This is a genomic window from Mycolicibacterium sp. SMGY-1XX, from assembly GCF_059132455.1.
In genome coordinates, this window is the sequence record NZ_CP101139.1 from 2,913,468 (window position 1) to 2,938,946 (window position 25,479).

A 25,479-nucleotide genomic window follows, 5' to 3' on the forward strand; every position below is an offset into this window, starting at 1 on the left:
AGCAACCGACCAACACCGGTCAGAGAACACGACTAGCGAAAGAGGCATCACCATGGCGCCACAGGCCCCGGACCGCGAGAAAGCCCTCGAGCTCGCACTCGCGCAGATTGAGAAGAGTCACGGCAAGGGCTCCGTGATGCGCCTCGGTGACGAGGTCCGTCAGCCCATTTCGGTGATCCCCACCGGATCCATCGCCCTCGACGTGGCGCTGGGTATCGGCGGGTTGCCCCGCGGCCGCATCATCGAGATCTACGGCCCGGAGTCCTCGGGTAAGACCACCGTGGCCCTGCACGCGGTGGCCAACGCCCAGGCTGCCGGCGGTATCGCCGCCTTCATCGACGCCGAGCACGCTCTCGATCCCGACTACGCCAAGAAGCTCGGCGTCGACACCGATTCGCTGCTGGTCAGCCAGCCCGACACCGGTGAGCAGGCCCTCGAGATCGCCGACATGCTGATCCGCTCCGGGGCGCTGGACATCCTGGTCATCGACTCGGTGGCCGCCCTGGTGCCGCGTGCAGAAATCGAAGGCGAGATGGGCGACAGCCACGTCGGTCTGCAGGCCCGCCTGATGAGCCAGGCGCTGCGCAAGATCACCGGTGCGCTCAACAACTCCGGCACCACGGCCATCTTCATCAACCAGCTGCGCGAGAAGATCGGCGTGATGTTCGGTTCCCCCGAGACCACCACCGGCGGTAAGGCATTGAAGTTCTACGCCTCGGTCCGTATGGACGTGCGGCGCATCGAGACCCTCAAGGACGGCACCGACGCGGTGGGCAACCGCACCCGCGTCAAGATCGTCAAGAACAAGGTGTCGCCGCCGTTCAAGCAGGCCGAGTTCGATATCCTGTACGGCAAGGGCATCTCTCGGGAAGGCTCGCTCATCGACATGGGTGTCGAGCACGGCTTCATCCGAAAGTCCGGTTCCTGGTTCACCTACGACGGTGAGCAGCTGGGGCAGGGCAAGGAGAACGCCCGCAACTTCCTGCTGCAGAACGCCGACACGGCCAACGAGATCGAGAAGAAGATCAAGGAAAAGCTCGGTATCGGCGCCGAGGTGACCGCTGATGACGTCCTGCCCGCCCCAGTCGACTTCTGACGAGCAGCAGTCCGACAAGCGCGAGGAGCAGGCGCGGTCACTGTGCCTGCGTCTGCTCACCGCGCGGGCGCGCACCCGGGCCGAGCTGGAAACCAAGCTCACCGAGCGGGGTTTTCCGGATGATGTCAGCGCCACGGTGCTCAACCGGCTCACCTCTGCGGGGCTGATCGACGACGCCGACTTCGCTGAACAGTACGTGCGGTCTCGTCGCGTGCATGCTGGAAAAGGTAAGCGCGCGTTGGCAACTGAGTTGCGGAAAAAAGGTGTCGAAGATGACATCATCTCCGCGGCGCTGGAGGACATCGATGCCGCCGCGGAGCGTCAACGTGCCGAAGAGCTGGTGCAGAGCCGGCTGCGTCGAGAGTCGCTGGCCGATGGTGACGACATGAAGGTGATGCGACGTCTGGTCGGGATGCTGGCCAGACGCGGCTACGGACAGAGCCTGGCGGTGGACGTGGTTCGCGTCGAACTGGATGCCGAGCGACAGCGGCGCCGGGTCTGACGGTGATCAGCTGTGGCTGACTCTGCGGACGTAGGTGTCCGCCGGAGTTGGCTGCACCGTCTCGGTGTGGGTCATCGACCGACGGGTGCAGGTGCGCGGCGCGGGTCCCGCAGCTGCAGACGTTCGCGAATGGTCGCGCCGGCGTAGGAGGAAGAAACGGCGCCTGCGGATTTCAGCAGCGGCATGATATCCCGGTTGAACTCGGCGATCCCGTCGGGGAGGACGGGGATGTGGATGTTGAACCCATCGACGGCGCCGTCGCCCCACCAGTCCAGGATCGTGTCGGCGACATCTCGCGGGGTGCCGATGGCCAGCCGGTGGCCACCCTCGACGCGGCGCACCAACTCGCGCGGTGTGATCGACTCGGCGGCGGCCAGTTCCGCATAGGAGCGTACAAAACCGACGGGCCGGAACTGGTCCTCGGCGTAGGCGAACAGCTGAGGATCCAGCGGTGCGTCCGGGTCGAGATCGGCGTCGATGTCGAAAAGGGCGGTGCGCTTGAGGAAGTCGGCGATCAGTCCTTCCTCGCCCGCGTGGCCGTGCAGTGCCTCGTGCTTGCGGTATGCCTCTTCGCGGGTGGCGCCGGTGATCACGGTGAGGCCGGGCATCAGCCGTATCTCATCGGGGTCGCGGCCATGGGCTGCAGCCCGTTCCTGCAACTGTGCGCGGTAGCCGAAGGCGGCCTGCTTGTGGAGCAGCGATGCGTAGACGATGTCGGCGTGCTTGGCCGCCAGATCCACGCCGGCCTGTGATGCCCCGGCCTGCGCGATCACCGGATGGCCCTGCGGTCCGATCGGGACGTTCAACGGTCCTGCCACATCGAAGAATTCGCCGTGATGGTCGATGCGGCGGGCGGTCGTCTCATCCCAGACGGTGTCGGCGGGTGCATCGCCGTGCGGGGTGTCCCAACTGAGCCAGAGCTTCTTGACGACCTCGAGGAACTCATCGGCCCGGCGGTACCGGTCGGCCCGCGGCGGCAACGGCGCGGCGCTGAAGTTGGCGGCGATATCGGGATTGAAGCTCGACACCACATTCCAGATCACCCGCCCGCCGGAGATGTGGTCCAGCGTCGCCAGGCGGCGGGCAAGGTTGTACGGCGAGTTGTACGACGACGAGGCGGTGAGGAAGAACCCGATATCGGGCACCGACGCCGCGATCGCGGTGAACAGCACCGTGGGGTCGAAGCTGTGCAACGGCCGGGAGGAGTTGTCGCGTTGCAGCGCAGGGTGATCGGACAGGAACACGATGTCGAAGCCGCCGTCGTGAGCCAGCTGCGCCGACCGCAGGTAATGGTTCCAGTCGCTGAAGCGGCCCCACTCGGTACCCGGCCAAGCCCACGAGCGACCCGCTGAGCCGGTGCTGTTGACGGCGACGCTGAGAAACAGTCTGCGTTGGTCTGCTGGGATGCTCATGCTGTTGTCCTGCCCCGTCGTGTCAGGCCGCGCCCGCGTCGGCGGCGGCGCCGGTCTGCGGGTACGGCAGTGCGAACCGGTCCCGGATGGTCGTCTCGCCGTACTCCCGGGGGTAGGCACCGGCGGCCTGCAGGATGGGCACCACTTGGTCGACGAAACGCTGCAGGTCGTCGTGGAGCAGCGGTACGTGCACGTTGAAACCCGCGACAGCTCCGGAACTCCACCAGTCGAGGATGTCGTCGGCCACCTGCTGCGGGGTGCCGATCAACAATCGATGCCCACCCGCGGGGCCGGTGCGCCGGACGATCTGTCGCGCGGACAGGCCCTCGGCGGCAACAAGATCGGCCAGCGCCTGGGTGAATCCGATGGGGCGGGGCTGATCATCACGCGGAGTGAACCAGTCCGGATCCAGTGGCCGGTCGGGGTCCAGACGGGTGGGAAACGCGGGGTTGTTGGCGTGGTGGCGTTTGATGAACTCGGCGATCAGGGCGTCTTCGCCGGCGGCGCCGTTGAGGGCCTCGTGCCGCCGCAGCGCCTCGTCGGCGGTGTCGCCCAGCACCACACCCAATCCGGGGAACAGCCGGATGCTGCCCGCCGGCCGACCGTGCGCCACGGCCCGCTCGTCCAGTTTGGCCCCGTAGTCGAAGGCCTCCTGCTTGGTCAGCAGGGCGGCGTAGACGATCTCGGCGTGCTTGCCGGCGAAGTCGATGCCCGCCGCCGACCCGCCGGCCTGGGCGATCACCGGGTGACCTTGCGGCCCGATCGGCACGTTCAACGGCCCTGCAACATCGAAGAACTCGCCGTGATGGTCGACTTTGCGCGCGGTGGTCTCATCCCACAGCGGCCCCTGCGGAACGTCGCCGCTGGGGGCGTCCCAGCTGAGCCAGAGTTTCTTGACCACCTGGACGAATTCGTCGGCGCGGCGGTAGCGGTCTTCGCGGTTCGGCAGCGGCGCCGCGCCGAAATTGGCGGCGATGTCGGGATTGAAGTTGGCCACGGCGTTCCAGATGACGCGGCCACCGGAGATGTGGTCCAGTGACGCGAGGCGACGGGCCAGGTTGTACGGCGAGTTGTATGTCGACGACGCGGTGAGGACGAAGCCGATATCAGGGACTGCGCCGGCGATGGCCGCGAACAGCACCGTGGGATCGAAGACGTGGGTGGGGGCCCGCGATGAATCCCGAGACAGCGCCGGATGATCGGAGACGAACACCGCGTCGAGCACACCTCGGCGGGCGATCTCGGCTGACCGTTGATAAAAACCGAAGTCGGCGAACCGATTCCACGTGGTTCCGGGCCAGCGCCAGGACAGGGCGGCTGATCCGGTGCCGTGGATCGCAACGCCGAGATTCAGGCGACGGGTGCTCATGCGATGCCCGCCAGCCGGCGCCGCAGCCCGCGCCCCGGAATCGCGTCGAGCAGGGCCTGGGTGTACGGGTCAGACGGAGCGGCGAAGATCTGCGCGGTGGGCCCGGTCTCCACCACACGCCCGCGACGCATCACGGCGACGTCATCGGAGATCGATCGCACCAGGTCCAGGTCGTGGGAGATGAACAGATAGGTCAGGTCGAGATCGCGCTGTACCTCGTCGAGGAGATCGAGGATTCGCCCCTGGGTCACCACGTCGAGCGCTGAGAGTGCCTCGTCGAGTACCACGATGGGTGAGCGGGGTGCCAGGGCGCGCGCGATTGCCACCCGTTGCTGCTGGCCGCCGGACAACTCCCGCGGCTTGCGGTCGGCGAAGCCGCTCGACAGCCCCACCTGGTCGAGCAACTCCGCAACCCGCGCCCGGCGGGCGGTACGGTCACCCAGCCGGAACGCACGCAGCGGCTCCTCGATGATCTGCTCTACGGTCAGCCGCGGATCCAGCGCGATCTGTGGATTCTGTTGCACGAACTGGATTTCCCGCCACACCTCGCGGCGGGCGCGGCCGCGCAGCGCGGTGACGTCGCGGCCACCGATACGCACCTGCCCCGAGTCCGCGCGGGCGAGCCCGAGGATCAGGCGCGCGGTGGTGGACTTGCCCGAGCCGGATTCCCCGACCAGAGCGAAGGTGCTGTTGGGGGAGACGCGCACGCTCACCTGGTCCACGGCGCGGAAGCTGCCGGTGGGACCGTGGGTGAAGGTCTTGGTCAACCCGGTGACCTCGATGGCCGGCGGGGTCTCGGCGGCGGCGGGCGATCCGGCGCGGGCGGGGCGGTCACCGAGACCGAAGGCACTGGTGATGAGTTCGCGGGTGTAGTCGTGCCGGGGTTGGAACACCAGCTCGTTCACCGGGCCGCTGTCGAGTACCTCGCCGTTGCGCATCACGAGGGCCCGGGTGGCGTGGTCGGCGGCGACGGCCAGATTGTGCGTCACGAACAGCACCGCCACCCCGGTCTGGCCGGTCAGCCGGTCGAACACCTCGAGCACCTGCTTCTGCACGGTGACATCGAGCGCCGAGGTGGGTTCGTCGGCGATCAGGAGTGTGGGGTGCAGCCCGAACGCCATCGCGATGAGCACCCGCTGCTTCATACCGCCGGACAGTTCATGCGGGTACTGCCGCAGTCGTTGCTCGGGATGGTCGATGCCGACCAGGGTCAGCAGCTCGACCGCCCGTGCGCGCAGCTCGGTGCGCGACGACTTCTTGCCGCCGGGATGCAACCGGAACACCTCGGTGATCTGCCGGCCGATCGGCTGCACCGGGTCCAACGACGTCGCCGGGTCTTGCGGCACCAGGGCCACCACCTTGCCCCGCAACTTCACCAGCTCCCGCTCCCGCAACCCGGTGATGTCGCGGCCGGCGATGCGGATCGCCCCCTGTTCGACACGTGCGCTGTCGGGCAGCAGGCCGATCGCGGCCTTGCTCAATGTGGACTTCCCCGAACCGGATTCGCCGATGACGGCCACCACCTCGCCGGCCCGGATGGTCAGGTTCGCCTCGCGCACCGCCGGCTGGGAGCTGCCACGGTAGGAGATGGTGAGGTCGGTGATCTCGAGCACCGGGGTGTCGTCATGATCGGTTGATCCGGTGGTGTGGCCCGCGGGCAGAGTGGTGGTCATCATCAGTTCCTTGCTCAGATCCGGAAGTGTCGCTGGAGCAGCCGTCCGGCACGGGAAACGGCGAGTACGGCGATCAGGACGACGATGCCGGGCAGGGTTGTCAGCCACCACGCGTTGGCCAGGTAGTCCCGGCCCTCCGACAGCAGCGTGCCCCATTCGGGAGTGGGTGGCGGCGCACCGTAGCCGAGGAAACCGAGCCCGGCGATGGTGAGGATGGTGGAGCCGAGCTCGGTGGGAATCAGTGCGACGATGGGACCCGCCGAGTTCGGCAGGACGTGGCGGAAGAGCACTGCCGCGGGGCGGGCACCCGAGATACGAGCGGCGTCAACGTATTCCAGTTGCACCACCCGCAGCGCCTCGCCGCGCGCCACCCGGGCGAACGGCGCGATGGCGGCGATGCCGACGCCGATCGCCACGTGGGTGGTTCCCGGCCCGAAGGCGGCGACCACACACAGCGCCAGCAGGAAGGGCGGCAGAGCAAGCAGCACGTCGATCACCCGCATCAGCGCCGCGTCCACGGCACCACGCAGCACCCCGGCGACGACGCCGAGAAGGGTCCCGACCACCAGCCCGATGGAGGTGCCGATGACGGCGCCGTACACCGTGTTACGGGTGCCGTGCACCACGCGGGTGTAGGTGTCGCGGCCCGCCCGGTCCGTGCCGAACCAATGCTCGGGGCCCGGCGGCAGGAATTTCAGCGCGCCGTCGCCGACCAGGGGGTCGTAGTGGGTGAACCAGCCGGGAACAACAGTCCACAGAGCGACGACCACGAGTACCGCGATGGCGGCACCGGTGGCGAAACTGCTGGGCGTCAGCCTGTTTCGGAATCGACTCTCGGGCAGCGGCGCAGCGGGGGCGGGACGCAACAGTTCCTGGTCAACGGTCATCTCAGCCTCGCGCCCCGCCCGCGGTCAGCAGAATACGACGGTCGAGTGCGGGATACAGCAGGTCGATCACCAGGTTCACCACCACATACACCGCGGCGATGATCAGGATGAAGCCCTGGACCAGTGACACATCCTGCTGGGAGACGGCCGTCTCGAGCACCCGGCCGATCCCGGCGCGGGCGAACACCGTTTCGGTGACCACGGTGCCGCCCACCAGGGTGCCCAGCACCGTGCCGGCCACCGTCAGTCCAGGACCGGACGCGTTGCGCACCACATGGCGCCAGAAGACCCAGTGCTTGCCCGCTCCCTTGGCCCGCACCACATCGATGAAGTCGCTGTCGAGGACGGTGTCGACACTCTTGAGCAACACCTGGGCGATCGACGCAGACAGGGGGAGACCCAGCACCAGCGACGGCACCAGGATGGACACGAAGGTGCCGTCGGGAAAAGCGGAGATCCAGCCCAGTTGGAACGACAACAGGTTGAGCAACACGATCCCGACCCAGAACACCGGGGCCGCGGCGAACAGCGGCGGGAGCGCGATCACCGCTGCCCGCAGCCACCGCAGGTTCGTCAGCGAGGCCGTCGCGACGATGGCGCCGGCGATCAGCAGTGCCACCACGAATGCGGTACCCGCCAGCCGTAGGGTCGGCAGGGCGGCGTCGCCGATGGCGTGGGTGACGGTCTGGCCGGTACTCATCGAATACCCGAGCGCGCCACGGACGACGTGGCTCAGCTCGATGAAGTAACGCTGCACCACACCGTGGTCGTAGCCGTAGTACAGCTTCATCTGCTCGACGGTCTGTGGGTCGATGACGCCGGTGTCGTCGGTGGCGAACATATCGATGGGATTCGACGGCAGCAGTGTGATCGCCACGAACGTCAACGTGTAGGCCAGCCACAACACCACCACCGCCTGCACCAAACGCCCTGCGATGTAACGGGCCAGTTGCGCGGAGCCGCGCCGCGCCGGCCGGGTGGAAACCTCGCGGGTGCGATCCAGAGTGGCCTGGACCTCCTGTACGGCGGTCACCCTCGTTTCCAGGCGTTGTAGAAGTCCGGATACGTCTGGGTCTGGAATGTCACGTGCACGTCGGGTGAGGCGCCGAAGGTCTGCGCCTCCTCGAAGTAGGCGATCACGTAGGAACCCTTGATCAGCGCCTTCTGCTGTTCGGCCTGAACGGCTTTGAACTCGGCGTCGTCCTTGGCCTCCAGCTCCCTGGTGTACAGCGCGGCCAGTTCGGGCGGCGAGCCCAGCAGGGCGGTGTTGCCCTCGCCGCCGAAAGATTGCCCGAGCGAGATGATCGAGGTGCGGCTCACCACGATGGGCACCGTGACGTCGGTGTTCGCCGAGGCGGCGAACGACGGGTCGTTGCGCACGTCGAGCATCACTCCGAGTTCCTGGCGCCACTGCTGCGCGATGTACTCCCAGGCCGGTCCCAGTGCGACCTGCTGAGCGCTCTGCGGGACGGTCAGGCGTAACTGCGTGCCATCCTTGGCCCGGATGCCGTCCTGGCCCTGCCGCCAGCCCGCCTGCTCCAGCAGATCCCGTGACTTGCCGGGGTTGTAGGCGAATTCAGGAGCCAGATCGATGACATTGGCGTTGTTGACGTTGAGAATCGACACCGGCGGGGGATAGCTCGGGCTCAAGGCATCGCGGGTGAGGCCGTCGCGGTCGATACCGAGCACCAACGCCTGCCGCACCAGCGGGTCTCGGGTGAATTCGTTGTCCACACGAAGCCCCGCGTAGTTCGAGGTGCCCAGTGGAGGCCGGTACAGCAGCAACTGGTATCCGGCGGCTTGGATGGCGGCTTCATCCGAGGGCTGGATGCCACGGGCCACATCCACCTGATTCGACGTCAGGGCCCCGGTGCGTAACCCGCTCTCCGGCAGCACCTTCCATACGATCTCATCGAGGTAGGCCTCACCCTGGTTGGGAGAACCGGCGGGTGCCCACTGGTATCCGGCCCGCCGGGCCAGCACCGCGGATTGGTTGGGTACCTGGGACTTGAACACGAATGGACCGGCACCCACGTGGTTTTCGGGGCGGCCCGCCTCCTCGAACTCCAGCCCGATGGTCTTGGCGCCCAGGATGGGGGAGTTCAGCCGGGTGGTGTCGATCAGGAACTGCTGGTTCGGTTTCGACAGCACCACCGTCACGGTGTCGCCGTCGACCTCCACATGGTCAAATCCGCGGGAGACCTGAGCGTGTTTCGGGACGCGCAGTCTCTCGTTGCCGCGGCCGTAGAGCTCGTAGTTCTGGGCCACGATCTCCGGGGTCAGCTGGGTGCCGTCGCTGAACGTGATGCCCTTGCGGATGGTGAAGCTGAACCGGGTGTTCTCGTCGTTCTTGGTCCACGACTGCGCGACCCAGGGCTGGAGCTGCCTCTTGTACGGGTCGAAGTACAGCAGGAAGACGTTGGTGTGGAAGGTCAGGTTGCCCGCGCTGTAGGTGCTCAGCTTCTGCGCCTGCCAACTGGACACCGCCTCGGTATCGGAGAACGTCAGCGTCCCGCCGCGCACCGGGTCCCCCGTGGGTCCGCTCGGGCCGGCCCCGGGCTGCGCCGGCCCGTTGGACGCGCCCCCGCAGGCAGCGAGCACGCCGGAGCCGAGTACCGCCGCGCTCAAGCCGAGAAAGCCGCGACGGCCGAGGTGATAGGTCATCGGAGTCAGGTCCTCATCTCTTCCGTGGCTTCGGGCGCGCGAAAGGGGTTGTCGTGGAAATCCGTGGTCAGGGCCGGCGGGCACAACAACATGGGCATGTCACAAGTGGTGAGTCTGGCCGCGGTTGCCGGAACCAGCAATGAACTCGCGCTACGCGAACCGTTGACCGCAACTTAAGAGTGGGCAAGGTTTAAGGTCTGCTGAATGATTCTGGTAGTTGCGCGGTCTTGTTGGAGACAGCCGTTTTTCGCACCCTGACCGAGTGACTTCACCCAGGCAGCGAAAACAACCGAGGCAGCTCAAACTCGCCGCCCACGCACTCGGGCTGGCCCCGAGCTTCTCGTCGCACACCGATCCGGTGCGGCGTAAATACGATGTCGACGGACTCGTCGCCGCGGTGAAGCTGCTGGAGGACGCCAAATTCGACGCGGTGTTCGAGGCCGACGCGGTGTTGTTCGACATCGACGACACCGACTCGGTGTACACCAACCTGCACGCCGACGCGACGGCCGTCATTGCCGCGCTCGCCGCCGTGACCACGCGGATCGGTCTGGTGTCCACGGCCACCACCACGTTCAACCAGCCCTATCAGTTGGCGCGGCAGTTGCAGACCCTGGACCAGCTCACCGGCGGGCGGGTCGGCTGGAACGCGGTCACTTCGTTCGGCGGGGAACGGCAGTTCGGCCTCGACGAACTTCCCGACCAGGACACCCGGTACCGTCGGGCCGGCGAATTCGTCGACATCGTGCAGGCGCTGTGGCGTGGGTGGGCACCGGACGCGGTGACCGTCGATGCTTCCGGCGCACCACGGATCGACGGCGCCAAGGTGGGCCGGGTCGCCTACCGCGGTCAATTCCTCAGCGTCGACGGCGCTTTGGGAGTCCCGCGGTCACCGCAAGGCTGGCCGGTGCAGTTCCAAGCCGGCGCCTCGGAGGTGGGTCTGCAGTTCGCGGCCCGCTACGCCGAGGCCATCTTCGCCGCGTCTCCGGATGTCGAGCACGCACGAAGCTTCAACACCCGCCTTCGCCGGGCCGTGGCGCTGGCCCGTGGCGCGGATGCCGCGAAACCACTGGTACTGGCGGGAGCCTTCCTGATCGTGGCCGCCACCGAGGTAGAGGCCAAGGAACGTGAACAGGCCATCATCGACACACTGGATCTCGACGCCGGGCGGCGAAGTCTTGCGCTGGCATTCGGGGCCGTCGTCGCGCGGGAGCGGGACTCCGGCACGGGAATCGACCTCACCGACCTCTACCTCGACGAGCCCGTACCCGCCGAACGCATTGCGGCGCTGCCTGATACCGAGACGCTGACCCGGCGGCGCAGCCGTTCGGCGCTGTACCGCGACCTGGCGCTCAACGGCCTCACCCTGAGGCAGCTGATCGTCGAACATCTACAAGGTCATGCCCATTTCCGGTTCTGCGGCAGCTACGACCAGGTGGCCGACGAGTTTCAGCGCTGGTTCGACCAGGGCGCGGCAGACGGTTTCGTGCTGCGCTTCACCGAAGGGGCCGACGGGGTGCACAATTTCGTCGAGCACGTGGTACCGCGCCTGCGCGACCGTGATCTGTTCCGTCGCGACTACGACGGTGCCACGTTACGTGAGCACCTCGGACTGCCCATTCCCCTCTGAACACAAGGAGCCTCCCGCATGTCCGATCAAGCGCTGGTGCTGAATTCGGTGATCCGGCCCATCGGGTTCACCCAGGGCGGCTGGCGCCACCCTGATGCCACCCCCGAGCGCGCGCTCGATCTGAGTTACTACCAGGAGTACGCGCAGATCTCCGAGCGTGGCCTGTTCGACGGGTTGTTCGTGGCCAACACCCCTGCCGCCCGCAGCAACGACTGGACGACGTTGTTCTCGCCGCTCGAGCCGGTTGCCCTGTTGACGGCGCTGGTGCCGACGACGGCGCACATCGCCTTGATTCCCACGCTGTCGTCGACCTTCAACCACCCCTACAACGTCGCGCGTCAGATCGCCACACTCGATCATCTCAGCGGTGGACGCGCCGGAGTCAATCTCGTCACATCCGGATCTCCGGACGCTGCAAGGAATTTCGGCTTGGACGAGCTGCCGGCGCACCACGAGAGATACGAGCGGGCACACGAGTTCCTCGAGGTGCTCTACCAGCTGTGGGCCAGCTGGGACGCCGACGCCCTGATTGTCGACAAGAGCGCCGGGGTACAGTCCAAACCCGGCAGCGTCCGGCCGATCGCACACCGCGGCAAGCACTTCGCCGTACACGGGGCTCTGGACGTTCCGCGCTCACCGCAGCACCGCCCGCTGGTGTTCCAGTCCGGATCCTCGGCGCCCGGCCGGGCATTGGCAGCGGCCTACGCCGACGCGGTGTACACCGCACAGCGGACCATCGCAGAATCCAGGGCGTTCCGAGAGGAACTGCACCGCGCTCAACAGCGACTGGGCCGCAGCGGCCCTGCGGTGAAGGTACTGCCCGGGTTGATCCCCATCGTGGCCAGTACCGACGCCGAGGCCCATGCGCTGCACGAAGAGATCAGTGCCCTCAATCCACCGGAGCGCTCCGTCGGCATCCTGGAGGAACGCCTGGAAGTCGACCTCACCGGGACCGGTCTCGACGAACCGTTCCCCGTGCACCGGCTGCCGCCGGTGGACAGCCTGGCCGGTGAGCGCAGCTTCCACGAGATCGTGCGCAGCCACGCCGACGCCGGCGCCACCCTGCGCGACATCCTGCGTCTCACCGACTCCGGCAACGGACACCTGCGTTTCGTCGGTTCGGCCGAACACGTCGCCGACCAGATCGAGCAGTGGTTCACCGAGGGCGCAGTGGACGGTTTCAACATCAACCCCGCCATCACGCCTGGGGGTCTCACCGATTTCGTCGACCAGGTGGTGCCCCTGCTGCAGGGTAAAGGCATCTACAAGCGTGAGTACACCGGTCAGGGTGCACGGGCGGCATTCTCCTGAACACTTAAGCAAGCGTTGGGCTTTCCCGTAGCGCAACCCGATTGTTCCGAGATGGCCTGCTGTCGAAGACTCGGTGCATGACCACAGTCGCCACCGCGAGCATCAGCGCCGACCAACTTCATGAATTGGTGGGCTCCGGTTCCGAGTACGCCCTCATCGACGTGCGGGAGGCCGGGGTGACGGCGGCACGGGGCTCGATCCTGTTGGCCGTGTCCATTCCGCTCAGTGTCCTGGAACTGCGGGTGCGCTCCCGCGTCCCGCGAACGTCCACCCCGGTGATCGTGTACGACGGTGGCGACGACGGGCTCGTCGAGCGCGCAGCTGCCCGGTTGGCCGAGCTCGGCTACACCGACGTCCGCGTCCTGGAGGGGGGATTGCGGGCCTGGGCCGACGCGGGACACAAAGTGCACTCCGGTGGCGACCACGTGATCGGCCAGGCGTTCGGGGAGTGGATCGAACACGTCTACGACACACCGCACATCAGTGTCCCCGAGTTCCGGGAGCGCGTCGCGGCGGGCGAGGACATCGTCCTTCTCGACAGCCGCCCACTGGGCGAGTTCGAGAATCACAGCCTGCCCGGCGGCACCTCGATCCCCGGTGCGGAGCTGGTCTACCGGGCCGCTGAGGTGGTGACCTCACCCGAGACCCTGGTGGTGGTCAACTGCGCCGGCCGTACCCGCAGCATCCTGGGCGCCCAGGTACTGATCAACGGTGGCCTGCCCAACCCGGTGGTGTCCCTGGAAGGCGGCACCCAGTCCTGGGTGCTCGAAGGACACGAACTGGTGCACGGCACCTCGGTGGCGGCGCCGTTGCCCACCGGAGCCGCACTGGAGCAGGCCAAGGCGGCCGCCGCACGATTCGCCGAGCGCTTCGACATCACCCGCATCGACACCGCCACCCTGGACCGCTTCCGCGCCGAGGCGGACACCCGCTCGTTGTACGTGCTCGATGTGCGGACGCCCGAGGAGTATGAGCAAGGGCACCTGGCCGATGCCAGCTCGGCGCCCAGCTGGGATGTGGCGCCGTGGACGTTCCGGCATGTCGGCACGCACAACGCCCGGATCGTGCTGGTCGACAACGACACCGTGCGGGCCACCGTCGCCGCGTCGTGGATCGCCCAGATCGGCTGGGGCGAGGTGTTCGTCGTCGAGGACGCCCTCATCGGTCAGGAGCTGGTGACCGGTCCGACCGTCAGTGCCGTGGAGGCACCCACCGAAGGAGTCCACCTCGTCACCGTCGAAACCCTGCGCGGCGCACCACAAACGGTGGTTGTCGACCTCGCTCCGAGTCCTTCCTACCGCGCCGGCCACATTCCCGGTGCGCACTTCGCCATCCGGTCACGACTGGCCGAGTCCTCGTCTGCCATACCGGGCGCCGGCCCGATCACCCTGACCTCGGAAGACTCGGTGCTGGCCACATTCGCCGCCACCGAACTCGCCGAGGTGACCGACCGGCCGGTCCAGGTGCTCGACGGCGGCACAGCCGCATGGCAGGCCGCGGGACTGCCGGTGGAAACCGGAACCGAGAGCTGGCTGCACGAACCCGAGGACGTGGTGCCATCCGGTTGGCGGGAAACCGATCCGGAGCGGCGCAAAGCGGGTTTCCGGCGCTACCTGTCGTGGGAACTGGGCCTGGTGGCCGAACTCGAACAGGACGACACCGTTCCGTTCAAGACCTACACATGACCAGCGTCGCGTTCGACGTTCCCAGCGTCACCGGGGAACTCGAGGATCTCAGCCCACGGGGGACCCGCAGCGCCTGGCACGACGCGTGGCGGCTGTGGCGCGGTAGGTCGCTGCGGGTGCTGGTTCCCGTTGCGCTGCTGGCGATCTGGCAGCTGTCGTCGACGGTGGGGTGGACCTCGGAGTACACCCTGCCGCCGCCCAGTGCGATCCTGGCCGCTTATACCGAGCTGTGGTCCAACGGCGATCTGCAGGCCGCGCTACCGGTGTCATTGCAGCGGGCGGGAATCGGGCTGTTCTTCGGCGTGACCATCGGTCTGGTGCTGGGCCTGTTCGCCGGCCTGTGGAAGATCGGCGAAGAGGTCTTCGATGCTCCGCTGCAGATGTTGCGGACCATTCCGTTCATCGCCGTGGTGCCCTTGTTCATCACCTGGTTCGGCATCGGTGAGCAACCCAAGATCATCCTGATCGCCGCGGCCACCGTCTTCCCGGTGTACCTGAACACCTACCACGGTGTCCGTGGTGTCGACAAGAAGTTGATCGAAGCCGGGCAGATCTTCGGACTCAACGGCTGGCGGCTGGCCGCCCAGGTGATCCTGCCGACCGCGCTTCCGGCTGCGCTCACCGGCATTCGGTATGCCTCGGGTGTCGCCCTGCTCGCGCTGGTGCTCGCCGAGCAGATCAACGCCAGGGAGGGGATCGGCTACCTGCTGAACAACGCCAATCAGAACCAGCGCCCCGACATCGTCATCGCGGGCATCCTGGTGTACGCGCTGCTGGGCATCGTGGTCGACATCGTGATGCGACTCATCGAACATCTGGCTCTGCCCTGGAGGCCCCGTGTCACCATCGGATAGGGACACCGTGGCGGTGCAGGCTGAAGCGGTGCGCCGTGTGTTCGGTCACCGCGCAGTCCTCGACGGCGTGGACCTGACCCTGGCCAAGGGTGAGTTCGTCGCGCTTCTGGGGCCCTCGGGCACCGGTAAGACGACGCTGCTGCGCATCCTGGCCGGCCTCGACACCGCAGACGGCGGCCAGATCAAGGTGCCACGGGCGCGCTCGGTGGTGTTCCAGGAACCACGACTGGTGCCGGCACACCGAGTGTGGCGCAACGTGATTCTGGGTTGGCGGCGCGCCCGACGGCACCGCGACCGGGCCATCGAGGCACTCCCGAGGTCGGACTCGGCGACCACGGCGATGCGTGGCCGGTCACGCTCTCCGGCGGGGAAGCCCAGCGGGTGGCCCTGGCCCGCGCGCTGGTCACCGAACCCGGACTGCTGCTGCTCGACGAGCCGTTCGCGGCACTCGACGCGCTGACCCGCATCAAGATGCAGGAACTGGTGGGTGAATTGGTCCGCCGCCACCGCCCTGCCGTGCTGCTGGTCACCCACGACGTCGACGAAGCCATCCTGCTGGCCGACCGGATCCTGGTGCTTTCAGGCGGATCCATCGACGTGGATATCCGCGTCGACATCGACAAACCTCGACTGCGCGTCGACGCGCGATTCCTCGAACTGCGTGCGCTGCTGCTGGCCAAGCTCGGCGTACAGCACGACCACCAAGGAGAGCAGCTCAGTGTCTGATCGTCGTGGGAAAACCCGTTGGCCTGCGGTGCTGCTGGCGCTCGTGCTGACCGTCAGCGCCTGCGGTGGCGAGCAGCGGGCCGACTCCGCCGCAGGAGACGGTGCCGGGACCCGGCTGGTGTGGGGCACCCAGACCGCCGATGTCCCGGAATTACTGGAAGCCTCAGGACTTTTCGAGGATCTGCCCTACGAACTCGACATCCCCGTGATCAACGGTCCCGCCCAGCAACTTCAGGCGCTGTACTCCAAGCGGATCGACGTGGGCCTTGCCGGAGCCTCCACCGCGGCCGTCGAACTTGCCAACGCGCCACAGGACTGGAACCAGACCGGCGCCCCGGGCATACAGGCCATCGCGGTCACCAACTATCCCGAGTCGGAGTACCCGAACCCGTCGCTGTTCGTCCGCACCGACCGCGGAATCGACAGCATCGAGGATCTGCGCGGCAAGTCGGTGGCCTACAACTTCGGCGGCAACATCTACGCGGCCTATGTGGTCGCGCTCTACCAGGCCGGGCTGACCCCGGAGGACATCAAACCGGCGGAGTTCGTCGACAATTCGGCTGCCGCGTCGGCGTTCGTCTCCGGTGAGGTGGATGCGGTGATCGCCACCTTCGAAGGAGTCAAACCACTACTCGACAACGGACAGGCCAAGTACCTGCCCGGTGCTCCGCCCCTGCACACCATCGCCGGTGGCGGCAGCTCGATCACACGCCCGGATGTGCTGGCCGACCCGGCCAAACTCGAAGCGCTGCAGGACTTCTACGCCAGACTGCACACTTTCTACACCGAGTGGTACCCGAACAACGAAGAAGCCGTGACCGATGTGTTCAAACGGGTGCTCAACCAGTCACCCGAGCGGGCGAAGGTCAAGTTCGAGGCCGCCAAGCTCACGCGGTTCTTCGCGCTGTCCGATCCGCAACTGCTGGCCAATCAGCAGTTGGTGGTGACGCAGGCGGTCAAAACCGGCGGCGCCAAGAACGACCGCAAGATCGACATCGCCTACAACCCGATCCTGGATCCGATCACGGTGCCGCAGGGCTGACCCACATCAGGCCAGCGCCGCGAGGGCTTTCTGCGCGTCGTACCCGGGGAACTCGTGGAGCCGGCCGTCGCGCAGGCGGTTCACCCAGGCGGGGTCGGCGAGCAGGGCGCGCCCGATCGCCACGATGTCGAACTCGGCCGCGTCGAACTGCTCGACCAGACGATCGACGGCGGCGGGACGGATGACTTCACCCGGTGTCTCGCTGCGGAACTGGGTCTCCAGCCCCACGGAGCCCACCGCGATCACGGGCAGGCCGGTGAGTTTCCTGGTCCAGCCGGCCAAGCTCAGATCGGCATCGTGGTCGGGGAATGCCGGGACGTAGTGTCTGCGGGTGGAGGGGTGGAAGACGTCGACTCCGGCCTGCGCCAGGGGTGTGAGCAGATCCTTCAACTGTGTCGGGTCGCCGGCGATCGTGGCCGCGTAGTCGGTGCCCTTCCACTGTGAGAACCGGAATATCACCGGGTAGTCGGGCCCCACGGCTGCGCGCACCGCAGCCACCACCTCGGCGGGAAAACGGGTCCGCGCCGACAACGACCCGCCATAACCGTCGGTGCGCAGGTTGGTCCGTTCCCAGAGGAATTCGTCCAACAGGTAGCCGTGAGCACCGTGGAGTTCGACGGCGTCGAATCCGGCATCGCGTGCGGTGACCGCGGCCTCGGCGAATTGTTGAGCGACGGCGGCGAGTTCGGCGCTGGACAACGCGCGCCCCTTGGCCTGGCCGAGGCCGTCGACACCGGAAGGACTGACCGGCGCCACACCGTCGGCGTCATCGCGCTGGGCGCCTTGATGCCACAATTGGGCGGCGATGGTGCCGCCCTCGCTGTGCACCGCGCCGGTGACGCGAGACCAGCCGGCGAGTGCCTCGCCGCCGGCGATCGTGGGGATCGAGGCGGGATAACCGGCCGCGGGATCGGGCAGCCGCACCCCTTCGGTGATGATCAGTCCGACGCCGCCGGCTGCTCGTCTGCGGTAGTACTCGGCGACATCGGGACCGGGAACACCACCGGGGGAGGCCTGGCGCGTCATCGGCGCCATCGCGAAGCGGTTGGGAATGGTCAGCGAGCCGACGGTCAGGGACTGAAACAGGTCATCGAGTGCCACGAGTCAGTACAACACAACGGGGTCGGCGATCAATTCCTGATCAGAAGAAGCCCTGATTCGGCAGCGGTGTGCCGTTGAGGGCGTGACGGCCGACGGCCACCGCCTTCAATGTCTTCGGGTTGTGCGCCGCGATCGAGCGGATGTTGCGCCAGTGCCGATCGAGATGCTTGCTGCGGTGCACCAGTGACCCGCCGCCGACATCGAACAATTCGGAGGCCGCGCGGTTGGCGATCTCGTCGATCACGACCTTGGCCTGAGCGTTGTACAACGAGGCGCGCAGTGACAGTTCGGGTTCGGCGGCCGTGCCATGGGCGGCGTACGCCTCCTGCAGTGCCGCTCCGGCGTTGAGCACCATGGACTCGGCCGCAAACGCCTGGCTGTGCAACAGACCGACACTGTAGGCGACGATCGGGTCCTCGGCCGGACTGTCGGCGACAGCGTGGTAGAAGGCCCGGGACTTGGCGTGCACCTGCTCGACGGCATCGCCGGCGACTCGGCGCAGAATGCCCGCGATCATCGCGCTCAGCTGGATGTGGAAGAACGTGGACCGGTACGGCAGCTCGTCGCGGGGCAGCCTTCCGCGGGCGTAGTAATCGCCCGGCTCGATGGCGACATCATCGAAGGTCACTGTGCCGCTTCCGGTGAAGCGCTGCCCGAAACCATTCCAGTCGTTGGTGCGCAGCACACCGGCACGATCGGCCGGAATGATCACCTCGACCCGCTCACCGGCTTCGGAGGCAGACACGTCGGTGGCGCCGACGATCAGCCAGTCCATGTACAGGCTGCCGGTGGTGTAATGCTTGGTGCCGTTGAGCCGCAGGCCCTGCGGTGTCGCACGGATGGTGGTTTGGTACGCGGCGTCGGTCGCACCGGCCTTGGCGGACAGCTCTGTGGAGGCCGACCCGATCAGATCACCCTGCGCGACGCGCTCGAGCCACTGCGCGTGTTCGGGGCGAGTGCTGCGCAAGAGGTTCTCCACCACGCCGAAATGGCTCCGCACGATATGCGCGACGTTGGAGTCCGCGGCGCTGAGATCGATGAAGACTCTGAATGTCTCGACCAGGGACGCACCACCACCGCCCTGGGCCACCGGCAGTCGCAGCGCACCCAGCCGGGCCCGCTTGACCGCCTCGATCGCCTCGATCGGTAATTCGTCACGATCGTCGCGCCCGATGGCGCCCTCGCCGATGTGGTCTATCAGCTCGCGCAACGCCGGGGAGTCGACGGTGACGGCGGTGCCTGCTTCGGCAAGTTCTGTCATCCGCCCAGTTTCGGCGGACGCCTCCGAGTGATCAACCAAGATCCGCTTCACGAAATCGGTAGCCGCTTCTCGTTCATTCCGGATGCTCGCGGACCGACGATGGTGGGGTGGTTCAGCGGCGACTTCACCTCAACGTCAACGGCAACGGATTGGCGAAGCCGCCCAACAGCTGGCGGCGGAGCGATCCGCCGACGTGGTTCCTCGATTTCACCGCCTGGGAGAAGCTGGGGCAGATAGCCGAGCGGGGCCTGCTCGACGCGGTGTTCCTGGCCGACCACCTGGGCGCCACCGATTTCAGCAAGCCGTGGCATGCGTTCGAACCGTTCATGTTGCAGACCGCGGTCGCCCGGGCCACCACCCACATCGGCCTGGTGGCGACCCTGTCTGCGACGTTCTATCACCCGTGGGACGTTGCCCGTCGCGCGATCACGCTCGACATCGCCTCCGGTGGCCGGGCCGCGGTCAACATCGTGACCTCGGGGGAGGACTCCGCCGCCGCCTTGTACGGGCGAAAGCCCTTGCCGGACCGAGACTTCAGGTACGCCCGTGCCGAGGAAGTGCTGATCGCCGTCAAACAGCTGTGGGACTCCTGGGACCCGGAGGCGTTCGTCGCTGACCCCGCTTCCGGTGAGCTGGCCGATGAAGCCCTGATCACCACGGTGGATTTCGACGGCGCGCACGTCGGCTTGCAGGCGAAGTTCCAGTTCCCGCGCTCGGTGCAGGGCCGGCCGGTGATCGTCCAGGCGGGTGCGTCTCCCTCGGGCATCGAGCTCGCCGCCCGGCACGCCGACGCGGTGTTCTGCGCCGCCAACACCGTTGCGACGGCCCAGGCGTTCTACACCAACCTCAAGGCGCGCGCCGCCGCGCACGGCCGCAATCCGGACGAGCTGTTGGTGCTGCCCGGCCTGAACATCACCCTCGGCGGCACCGAGGCCGAAGCCAGGGCACGTCGTGCCGACGTGGTGGGGCCCACGGTCGCCGATGACACCGCGGTGGCCTCGTTGGCCACCCACCTCGGCGCCCCGGCTGAACTGCTGGACCTCGACAAGACGCTGCCGTGGGACTTCTTCGATTCGCCGCAGTGGCGACCGCGCAGCGTCGGCAGTGCGAATTCGGTCCTGGCGGTGGCCCGCCGTGACGGCTTGACCGTGCGGCAGATTCTCGAGCGCCGCGCGGATGCGCAGAACGCGATGGTGGGCACCCCCGACCAGGTCGCCGACGAGATCGAACGCTGGTTCACCGAACGAGCGGCCGACGGCTTCAACGTCAACTTCGACATCTTCCCGTCCGGCCTCGAGCAGATTGCCGATCACCTGGTCCCGGAGTTGCAGCGCCGGGGGATATTTCGCACCGAGTACGAATCCACCACGCTGCGAGGTCATTACGGCCTGCCCGCGGTGGTGCCCGACAGCAGTCGCGCCGTGGTGACGGCCTGATCAGGAGATGCCAGTGACAACCCGACAGCTGCACCTCAACGTCAACGCCAACGCACTGGGACGTGCGCCCGGCGGCTGGCGCCTGCGGGAGGATCCGCTCGGCTTCCTCGATATCGAGGAATGGGAGAACCTCGGCAGGACGGCCGAACGGGGTCTGCTCGACGCGGTGTTCCTCGCCGAGACCTACGGTTTCGGACAGCAGGACTTCACCAAGCCGTGGAACGCCCTCGATCCGTTCATCGTGCTGACCGCCATCGCCCGCGCAACCGCGAACGTCGGCCTGGTGGCGACCGTGTCCTCGACGTACCGCCATCCGTATCACATCGCCCGCCTGGCTTCGTCGCTGGACCTGATCTCCGGTGGTCGGGCGGCTGTCAATGTCGTCACCACGCAGTCCACCCGGGCCGGAGCCCAGTTCGGCCGGGACGCGCACCCGGACCGGGACGTCCGTTATGGGGTTGCCGACGAAGCGATCTCGGTGATCAAGGCTCTGTGGCAGTCGTGGGATCCCGATGCGCTGGTGGGAGACAAGGACTCAGGTGAGCTGACGGACCTGGCGCGGGTGCGTGAGGTGGATTACGCGGGTGAACACCTGCGGATCAACACCTGGTACCAGGTGCCGCGCTCACCTCAGGGCCATCCCGTGGTGCTGCAGGCCGGTGCCTCCGCTCAGGGCATCGATCTGGCGGCCAAACACGCGGATGCGGTGTTCTGCGCCGAACACAGCCTGGCCCAGGGCAAGGAGTTCGCTCGCACGGTGAAGTCCAGAGCCCGCGACGTCTACGGCCGCGACCCCGGCGAGATCCTGATCCTTCCGGGGTTGTGGCCTATCCTCGGCAGCACCGAGGCCGAGGCGCGCGAGCGTCGCGACCTGTTGGCCGGCCTGAACACCGGGCACGTCGATGCGCTGGCTTCGCTGGCCCATCAGCTCGGTCTGCCGCTGGACAGCCTGGAGTTGGACAAACAACCGCCGTGGGAATTGATCAACGCACCGGACTGGCGGCCCACCAGCTACGGTTTCGCCAACTCCGTGCTGCACACCGCCCGTACCGAGAACCTGACCGTGCGGGATCTGGTAGACCGGCACATCGCCGGCGGCGGGCACCGCATGGTGGTGGGCACACCCGAACAGGTCGCCGACGAGATGGAGGCATTCTTCACCGAGGGCGCTGCGGACGGTTTCAACTTGAACCATGATTTCTACCCCGACGGTCTGGACCTGATCGTCGATCACCTGGTCCCGGAATTACAGCGCCGCGGCATCTTCCGTAAGGAGTACGAATCAGGCACGCTGCGAGGACATCTGGGGCTGCCGTTACCGTTCGACCGCGCGACCGTTTGACCGGCCGCGGCTCACCTGAAGGAGAACACCATGACGCGCCGTATCACCGGTACGGGACTGCTGGGGAAGCTGGCGGGCGACGGGCCGGTGGCGATCCTGGACCTGCGCACACCCACCGACCGGGCTGCCGGGCACATCGCCATCAGTGCCGGGATCTCGTTGCATGAGTTGGAGCAGCGCATCGCCGATCTGGTGCCCTTCGCGGCGACGCCCATCGTGTTGGCGGGTGCGCCCGCCGTCGATGAGCACGGCGCGGTACTGCTGGAACGTATCGGCTACAGCGATGTTTCGGTCCTCGACGATGGGATCGACGGCTGGCGTGCCGCCGGTGGCCGCACGTACACCGGCACCAACGTCCGCAGCAAGACCCTCGGTGAGTGGATCGAGCACACCTATCAGACTCCGACGGTCGAAAGTGCCACTCTCGCGGGGTGGCTGGCTGCCGGCGACGACGTGGTGATCCTCGACAGCCGCACGCCGGCCGAGTACGTCCACCACCACATTCCGGGAGGCCTCAACACCGGCGGCGGTGCGGAGGTCACCTACCGGGCTCTGGAGGCCGTCACCGACCCGGCCACCAAAGTGGTGGTCAACTGCCAGGGCCGGACCCGGGGCATCGTGGGCGCGCAGTCGCTGATCAACACCGGGATTCCGAACCCAGTGTTCTCCCTGCACAACGGAACACCCGCGTGGGAATGGGCGGGCCAGCCGGTCGAGTTCGGCGCCGGAGTCACACTCGCCGCACCCACAGAGGTGGACCCCCAGCTGCGGCGCTGGGCGAGCCAGACACTGGACGCCGCGGGCGCCACTGTGATCAACCGGGAGCAGGCGCAGGCCTATCTGGACCTCGACAGCAGCACCTATCTGCTCGACGTCCGGTCACGCGCTGAGTATGCGGACGGACACCATCGCGCAGCTGTGTCGGCGCCCGGGGGGCAGTTGGTGCAGGCCACCGACGATTTCATCGCGGTGCGGCGCAGCCGGGTGATCCTGGTGGACACGGGGGATTTCGTGCGCACGGCCAATACTGTTCAGTGGCTACGGTTCCTGCACGACGGGCCGATCTCGGTGCTCCCCTTCGACGCCGCCACCGACCTGGTGCGCCGGCATCAGGTTCGCCTCCCGGTCGACGCGAGTCGCAACATCACCTGGGAGCAGGTGCTGCAGTGGGGCCAGGACGGGTCGGTGCAAGTGGTCGACGTTCGTGCGTCGAGCCGCTACGCCGCCGGTCATGTGGCCGGATCCGTCCATGCGCGGCGTGAGCATCTCGGCGAGCTGGTGGCTCGCCATGGCCGGGTGGTGCTGATCGGCGACAATGACTTCGCCGCCGAGCATCTGGCCGGTGATCACGACGGAGTGTGGGTTATCGACGGTGGAATCGATTCTGTGAGTGAGGATCTGGTGACCACCGATGCGGATTATGCCGGGCCGGTCGTGGACCATACCGGCGCACCGGAGTTCGGTCCCGAGCGTGATGCCTGGTACACCGCCTACTTCGAGTGGGAGCTGTCGTTGCTCGGCGAATCGAAGGGCGACCCGTTCTTCGACTTCGACGCGCGCTGACCTGCGGGCAGCCTCGTGCCGGCCGCTGACGTGTGTTGCCGGCGGCCGGCTTTGAGCTCACCCTCGGGTTAGGGATCGTCGGGGGCGAGGATCCGGTCGAGGTGGTGATACACGTTCACGCGGGACTGTCCGCAGTCCAGTTCCGGGGGCGGAATCCATTCGGTGATGCGTCCTCAGGTCGGTTTCGGGTGGTCCAACCGGTGGTTTCGACCATCCGGTTATCCGGCCCACACGCCAGGGTGAGGTCTTCGATATTGGTTTCGCCGCCGTCTTTCCAGCCTTTGGTGGCGTGATGGACCTGGCAGCGGTACCCGCAAGCGGTGCACCCAGGCATGGTGCAACCACCGTGTTGGGCCAACAGCATGATCCGCTGCCCCCGGGAAGCGGTCCGGCGAGCCCGCCCCAGGTGCAACGGCACCCCCTTCCCGTCGAACAACGCCAGGTAATGAAACGCGTGAGAAGCCATCCGGATGACCTCGGGCATCGGGATCAACGTGCCGTCGGCGGTCAGGCCGTGCCCGACGCCTTTTTCCAGGTCGGTGAGGTTGGCTTTGACGATGACGGTGACGGGCAGCCCGTTGTGCTGGCCGAGGTCACCGGAGGCCAACAACGCCCGACCCATCGCCAGCAACGCATCATGACTGCGTTGGCCCTGGGTGCGGGCATCGGTGCGAGCTTTTTCGGCGTCGGGTTCCCCGTCGACCTGCGGGGCCTCATCGGCCGGGTTGCACATACCCGGGGCCGCCAGTTTCGCCTGCGCGGCGTGCAGGGTGGCCGCGCACTCCGGGGTCAACCTGCCGTGCACCGGCACGTTGCCGTCGGCGTCCTGCTTGCCGATGGTGAAGTACCGGCCGGCCTGACGGTCGACATCGGAGAATTCGCCGTCTTGGTTGAGGAGGTATTTCAGTCGGTCGGCGACTTCGGTGAAGCCGTCGACATCCAGGGTCGAGGCGTGGCGGGCCAGGTCGGCTTCGGCGGCCTCACGGGCCGAGAAGTCCACCGATGCCGGGAGTTTTTTGAAGAACGCCTTGACCTTGGCTACGTGTTCGGGGCCGATCAGGCCGTGGGCTTGGGAGGCGGCGACGTTGGGCAGCGTGGGTGGCAGTGGTTCGCCGGTCAGTGCGGTGCGCGGGCCCAGCAGGGTGGCGGACGTGAGGCGTCGGGCGGCCTCGCTGTCACTGATCCGCAGCCGGGCGGCCAGGACCTTTTTGAAGCTGGTCGCCCCCAACTGTTTCGGGACGCATTCCGACCTCAGCCGCTGATACACCTTGTGATCCAGGGCCGGCTGCATCCAGGCGACGGTTTCGCGGCGCTGCATCAGCGCCAACAACTCCAGCGGACTGAACGCATCGATCGACAACGAGTTCATCTGCGCGGTCAACACTTCGATCTGCGCCTGGGCAGCCAGCATCGCCTCCTTGTCGGCGACAGCTGAAGAACCCATACCCCGAAGCTAGACCCAGCCTCTGACAAGAACGCCCCGTTTGTGACTGCTGATACTCAAGTGGCACAGGGGGTTTGATGCCGCAACGGAACGCTAGCGGGTCGGCTGATTCTCCGGCGACGCCGCGGCGATGACGTCGTCCAAGACGGCCCGCGAAGTGGTCAGGGCCTGTATCTGCGCATCGAGGCGGTGGCGCTCCTTGACCAGTGCCTCGACGAGCAGCGGTGTCGACGATTCCGCGGGGCCACCGTCGGCATCACGCATACACGGCAGCAGTTCGGCGATGGTGCGACTGTTCAGGCCGGCCGCGAACAGTTCCTGGATGTGCACCACCCGGTCGACGGCGAATTCGGGATACTCACGCTGCCCACGGGGAGTGCGGGTGGGAATCAGCAGGCCCCGTTCCTCGTAGTAGCGCAGCGACCGTTCGCTGACGCCGGTCCGCGCGGACAGCTCACCGATTCGCATACACACCGTTATA

At 67.0% G+C, this 25,479-nt stretch carries 20 protein-coding genes and 1 pseudogene; 11 read left to right on the top strand and 10 right to left on the bottom strand.

The genetic code is table 11. The features are described from left to right. Positions 1–52: 52 nt before the first annotated feature. Positions 53–1,096: a recombinase RecA gene (gene recA, locus NL241_RS14370; protein WP_487692453.1), complete on the top strand. Its 1,044-nt coding sequence runs from the start codon at positions 53–55 to the stop codon at positions 1,094–1,096. Further along, the gene (gene recX, locus NL241_RS14375) at positions 1,065–1,598 is read left to right on the top strand and encodes a recombination regulator RecX (RefSeq protein ID WP_487692454.1); all 534 of its coding nucleotides are present in this window, start codon (positions 1,065–1,067) and stop codon (positions 1,596–1,598) included. Before recA ends, recX begins: the two co-directional genes overlap by 32 nt. Positions 1,599–1,669: 71 nt before the next feature. Here recX and NL241_RS14380 read toward each other — a convergent pair whose 3' ends face one another. The 6 genes from NL241_RS14380 to NL241_RS14405 are packed head-to-tail and all read right to left on the bottom strand — an operon-like array spanning position 1,670 to position 9,603. Next, positions 1,670–3,010: an NtaA/DmoA family FMN-dependent monooxygenase gene (locus NL241_RS14380; protein WP_494397889.1), complete on the bottom strand. Its 1,341-nt coding sequence runs from the start codon at positions 3,008–3,010 to the stop codon at positions 1,670–1,672. A 22-nt stretch (positions 3,011–3,032) separates the two neighbouring features. Further along, the gene (locus NL241_RS14385; RefSeq protein ID WP_494397890.1) at positions 3,033–4,379 is read right to left on the bottom strand and encodes an NtaA/DmoA family FMN-dependent monooxygenase; all 1,347 of its coding nucleotides are present in this window, start codon (positions 4,377–4,379) and stop codon (positions 3,033–3,035) included. Continuing rightward, on the bottom strand, positions 4,376–6,055 hold the full coding sequence (gene nikE / locus NL241_RS14390) for a nickel ABC transporter ATP-binding protein NikE (protein WP_494397891.1): 1,680 nt from the start codon (positions 6,053–6,055) through the stop codon (positions 4,376–4,378). Before nikE ends, NL241_RS14385 begins: the two co-directional genes overlap by 4 nt. 11 nt (positions 6,056–6,066) lie before the next feature. Then, the gene (locus NL241_RS14395) at positions 6,067–6,939 is read right to left on the bottom strand and encodes an ABC transporter permease (RefSeq protein WP_487692458.1); all 873 of its coding nucleotides are present in this window, start codon (positions 6,937–6,939) and stop codon (positions 6,067–6,069) included. Between the two features lies 1 nt (position 6,940). Beyond that, positions 6,941–7,972, bottom strand: a complete 1,032-nt coding sequence (locus NL241_RS14400) for an ABC transporter permease (protein ID WP_494397892.1) — start codon at positions 7,970–7,972, stop codon at positions 6,941–6,943. Then, complete coding sequence (locus tag NL241_RS14405; RefSeq protein ID WP_494397893.1) at positions 7,969–9,603, bottom strand: ABC transporter substrate-binding protein; 1,635 nt, start codon at positions 9,601–9,603, stop codon at positions 7,969–7,971. The genes NL241_RS14400 and NL241_RS14405 overlap by 4 nt, the downstream gene beginning before the upstream one ends. Before the next feature lie 262 nt (positions 9,604–9,865). Between NL241_RS14405 and NL241_RS14410 the strand changes: the two genes are divergently transcribed. From NL241_RS14410 to NL241_RS14435, 6 genes and pseudogenes are all read left to right on the top strand, one after another. Next, positions 9,866–11,233: an NtaA/DmoA family FMN-dependent monooxygenase gene (locus tag NL241_RS14410; RefSeq protein WP_494397894.1), complete on the top strand. Its 1,368-nt coding sequence runs from the start codon at positions 9,866–9,868 to the stop codon at positions 11,231–11,233. A gap of 18 nt (positions 11,234–11,251) precedes the next feature. Next, on the top strand, positions 11,252–12,544 hold the full coding sequence (locus tag NL241_RS14415; RefSeq protein WP_494397895.1) for an NtaA/DmoA family FMN-dependent monooxygenase: 1,293 nt from the start codon (positions 11,252–11,254) through the stop codon (positions 12,542–12,544). 77 nt (positions 12,545–12,621) lie between these two features. Then, entirely contained in the window at positions 12,622–14,229 is a 1,608-nt protein-coding gene (locus tag NL241_RS14420) for a rhodanese-like domain-containing protein (protein ID WP_487692463.1), read from the top strand. After that, positions 14,226–15,083, top strand: a complete 858-nt coding sequence (locus NL241_RS14425; RefSeq protein ID WP_487692464.1) for an ABC transporter permease — start codon at positions 14,226–14,228, stop codon at positions 15,081–15,083. The genes NL241_RS14420 and NL241_RS14425 overlap by 4 nt, the downstream gene beginning before the upstream one ends. Then, positions 15,067–15,809: pseudogene (locus NL241_RS14430) on the top strand (ABC transporter ATP-binding protein). The gene NL241_RS14425 and the pseudogene NL241_RS14430 overlap by 17 nt, the downstream one beginning before the upstream one ends. After that, complete coding sequence (locus tag NL241_RS14435) at positions 15,802–16,851, top strand: ABC transporter substrate-binding protein (RefSeq protein WP_494397896.1); 1,050 nt, start codon at positions 15,802–15,804, stop codon at positions 16,849–16,851. Before NL241_RS14430 ends, NL241_RS14435 begins: the two are co-directional and overlap by 8 nt. 6 nt (positions 16,852–16,857) lie before the next feature. On the opposite strand, the gene NL241_RS14440 is transcribed toward NL241_RS14435, so the two are convergent. Both NL241_RS14440 and NL241_RS14445 read right to left on the bottom strand, forming a co-directional pair. Then, complete coding sequence (locus NL241_RS14440) at positions 16,858–17,952, bottom strand: NADH:flavin oxidoreductase (protein ID WP_494397897.1); 1,095 nt, start codon at positions 17,950–17,952, stop codon at positions 16,858–16,860. Positions 17,953–17,992: 40 nt separating this feature from the next. Further along, the gene (locus NL241_RS14445) at positions 17,993–19,213 is read right to left on the bottom strand and encodes an acyl-CoA dehydrogenase family protein (RefSeq protein ID WP_494397898.1); all 1,221 of its coding nucleotides are present in this window, start codon (positions 19,211–19,213) and stop codon (positions 17,993–17,995) included. A 107-nt stretch (positions 19,214–19,320) separates the two neighbouring features. On the opposite strand from NL241_RS14445, the gene NL241_RS14450 reads away from it, so the two are divergent. From NL241_RS14450 to NL241_RS14460, 3 genes are read left to right on the top strand one after another with little or no spacing between them, the layout of a single operon-like run. Then, a complete protein-coding gene (locus NL241_RS14450) occupies positions 19,321–20,649 on the top strand; it encodes an NtaA/DmoA family FMN-dependent monooxygenase (protein ID WP_487692469.1) in 1,329 nt (442 codons plus the stop codon). 13 nt (positions 20,650–20,662) lie between these two features. Further along, complete coding sequence (locus tag NL241_RS14455; protein ID WP_494397899.1) at positions 20,663–21,991, top strand: NtaA/DmoA family FMN-dependent monooxygenase; 1,329 nt, start codon at positions 20,663–20,665, stop codon at positions 21,989–21,991. Positions 21,992–22,021: 30 nt separating this feature from the next. Further along, entirely contained in the window at positions 22,022–23,554 is a 1,533-nt protein-coding gene (locus NL241_RS14460) for a rhodanese-like domain-containing protein (protein WP_494397900.1), read from the top strand. A 115-nt stretch (positions 23,555–23,669) separates the two neighbouring features. Here the strand turns inward: NL241_RS14460 and NL241_RS14465 are convergent, their stop codons facing one another. Together NL241_RS14465 and NL241_RS14470 are read right to left on the bottom strand one after the other, a co-directional pair. Continuing rightward, the gene (locus NL241_RS14465) at positions 23,670–24,998 is read right to left on the bottom strand and encodes an HNH endonuclease signature motif containing protein (protein WP_494397901.1); all 1,329 of its coding nucleotides are present in this window, start codon (positions 24,996–24,998) and stop codon (positions 23,670–23,672) included. Positions 24,999–25,091: 93 nt separating this feature from the next. Continuing rightward, positions 25,092–25,466, bottom strand: coding sequence for a MerR family transcriptional regulator (locus tag NL241_RS14470; protein WP_487692731.1), 375 nt, complete (start codon positions 25,464–25,466; stop codon positions 25,092–25,094). Positions 25,467–25,479: the final 13 nt, after the last annotated feature.

What these genes read in the sequence shown, in the direction of transcription:
- recA (WP_487692453.1), top strand. Translation starts at nt 53, where the DNA reads ATGGCGCCACAGGCCCCGGACCGCGAGAAAGCCCTCGAGCTCGCACTC.
- recX (WP_487692454.1), top strand. Translation starts at nt 1,065, where the DNA reads ATGACGTCCTGCCCGCCCCAGTCGACTTCTGACGAGCAGCAGTCCGAC.
- NL241_RS14380 (WP_494397889.1), bottom strand. Translation starts at nt 3,010, where the DNA reads ATGAGCATCCCAGCAGACCAACGCAGACTGTTTCTCAGCGTCGCCGTC.
- NL241_RS14385 (WP_494397890.1), bottom strand. Translation starts at nt 4,379, where the DNA reads ATGAGCACCCGTCGCCTGAATCTCGGCGTTGCGATCCACGGCACCGGA.
- nikE (WP_494397891.1), bottom strand. Translation starts at nt 6,055, where the DNA reads ATGATGACCACCACTCTGCCCGCGGGCCACACCACCGGATCAACCGAT.
- NL241_RS14395 (WP_487692458.1), bottom strand. Translation starts at nt 6,939, where the DNA reads ATGACCGTTGACCAGGAACTGTTGCGTCCCGCCCCCGCTGCGCCGCTG.
- NL241_RS14405 (WP_494397893.1), bottom strand. Translation starts at nt 9,603, where the DNA reads ATGACCTATCACCTCGGCCGTCGCGGCTTTCTCGGCTTGAGCGCGGCG.
- NL241_RS14415 (WP_494397895.1), top strand. Translation starts at nt 11,252, where the DNA reads ATGTCCGATCAAGCGCTGGTGCTGAATTCGGTGATCCGGCCCATCGGG.
- NL241_RS14420 (WP_487692463.1), top strand. Translation starts at nt 12,622, where the DNA reads ATGACCACAGTCGCCACCGCGAGCATCAGCGCCGACCAACTTCATGAA.
- NL241_RS14425 (WP_487692464.1), top strand. Translation starts at nt 14,226, where the DNA reads ATGACCAGCGTCGCGTTCGACGTTCCCAGCGTCACCGGGGAACTCGAG.
- NL241_RS14445 (WP_494397898.1), bottom strand. Translation starts at nt 19,213, where the DNA reads ATGACAGAACTTGCCGAAGCAGGCACCGCCGTCACCGTCGACTCCCCG.
- NL241_RS14460 (WP_494397900.1), top strand. Translation starts at nt 22,022, where the DNA reads ATGACGCGCCGTATCACCGGTACGGGACTGCTGGGGAAGCTGGCGGGC.
- NL241_RS14465 (WP_494397901.1), bottom strand. Translation starts at nt 24,998, where the DNA reads ATGGGTTCTTCAGCTGTCGCCGACAAGGAGGCGATGCTGGCTGCCCAG.
- NL241_RS14470 (WP_487692731.1), bottom strand. Translation starts at nt 25,466, where the DNA reads ATGCGAATCGGTGAGCTGTCCGCGCGGACCGGCGTCAGCGAACGGTCG.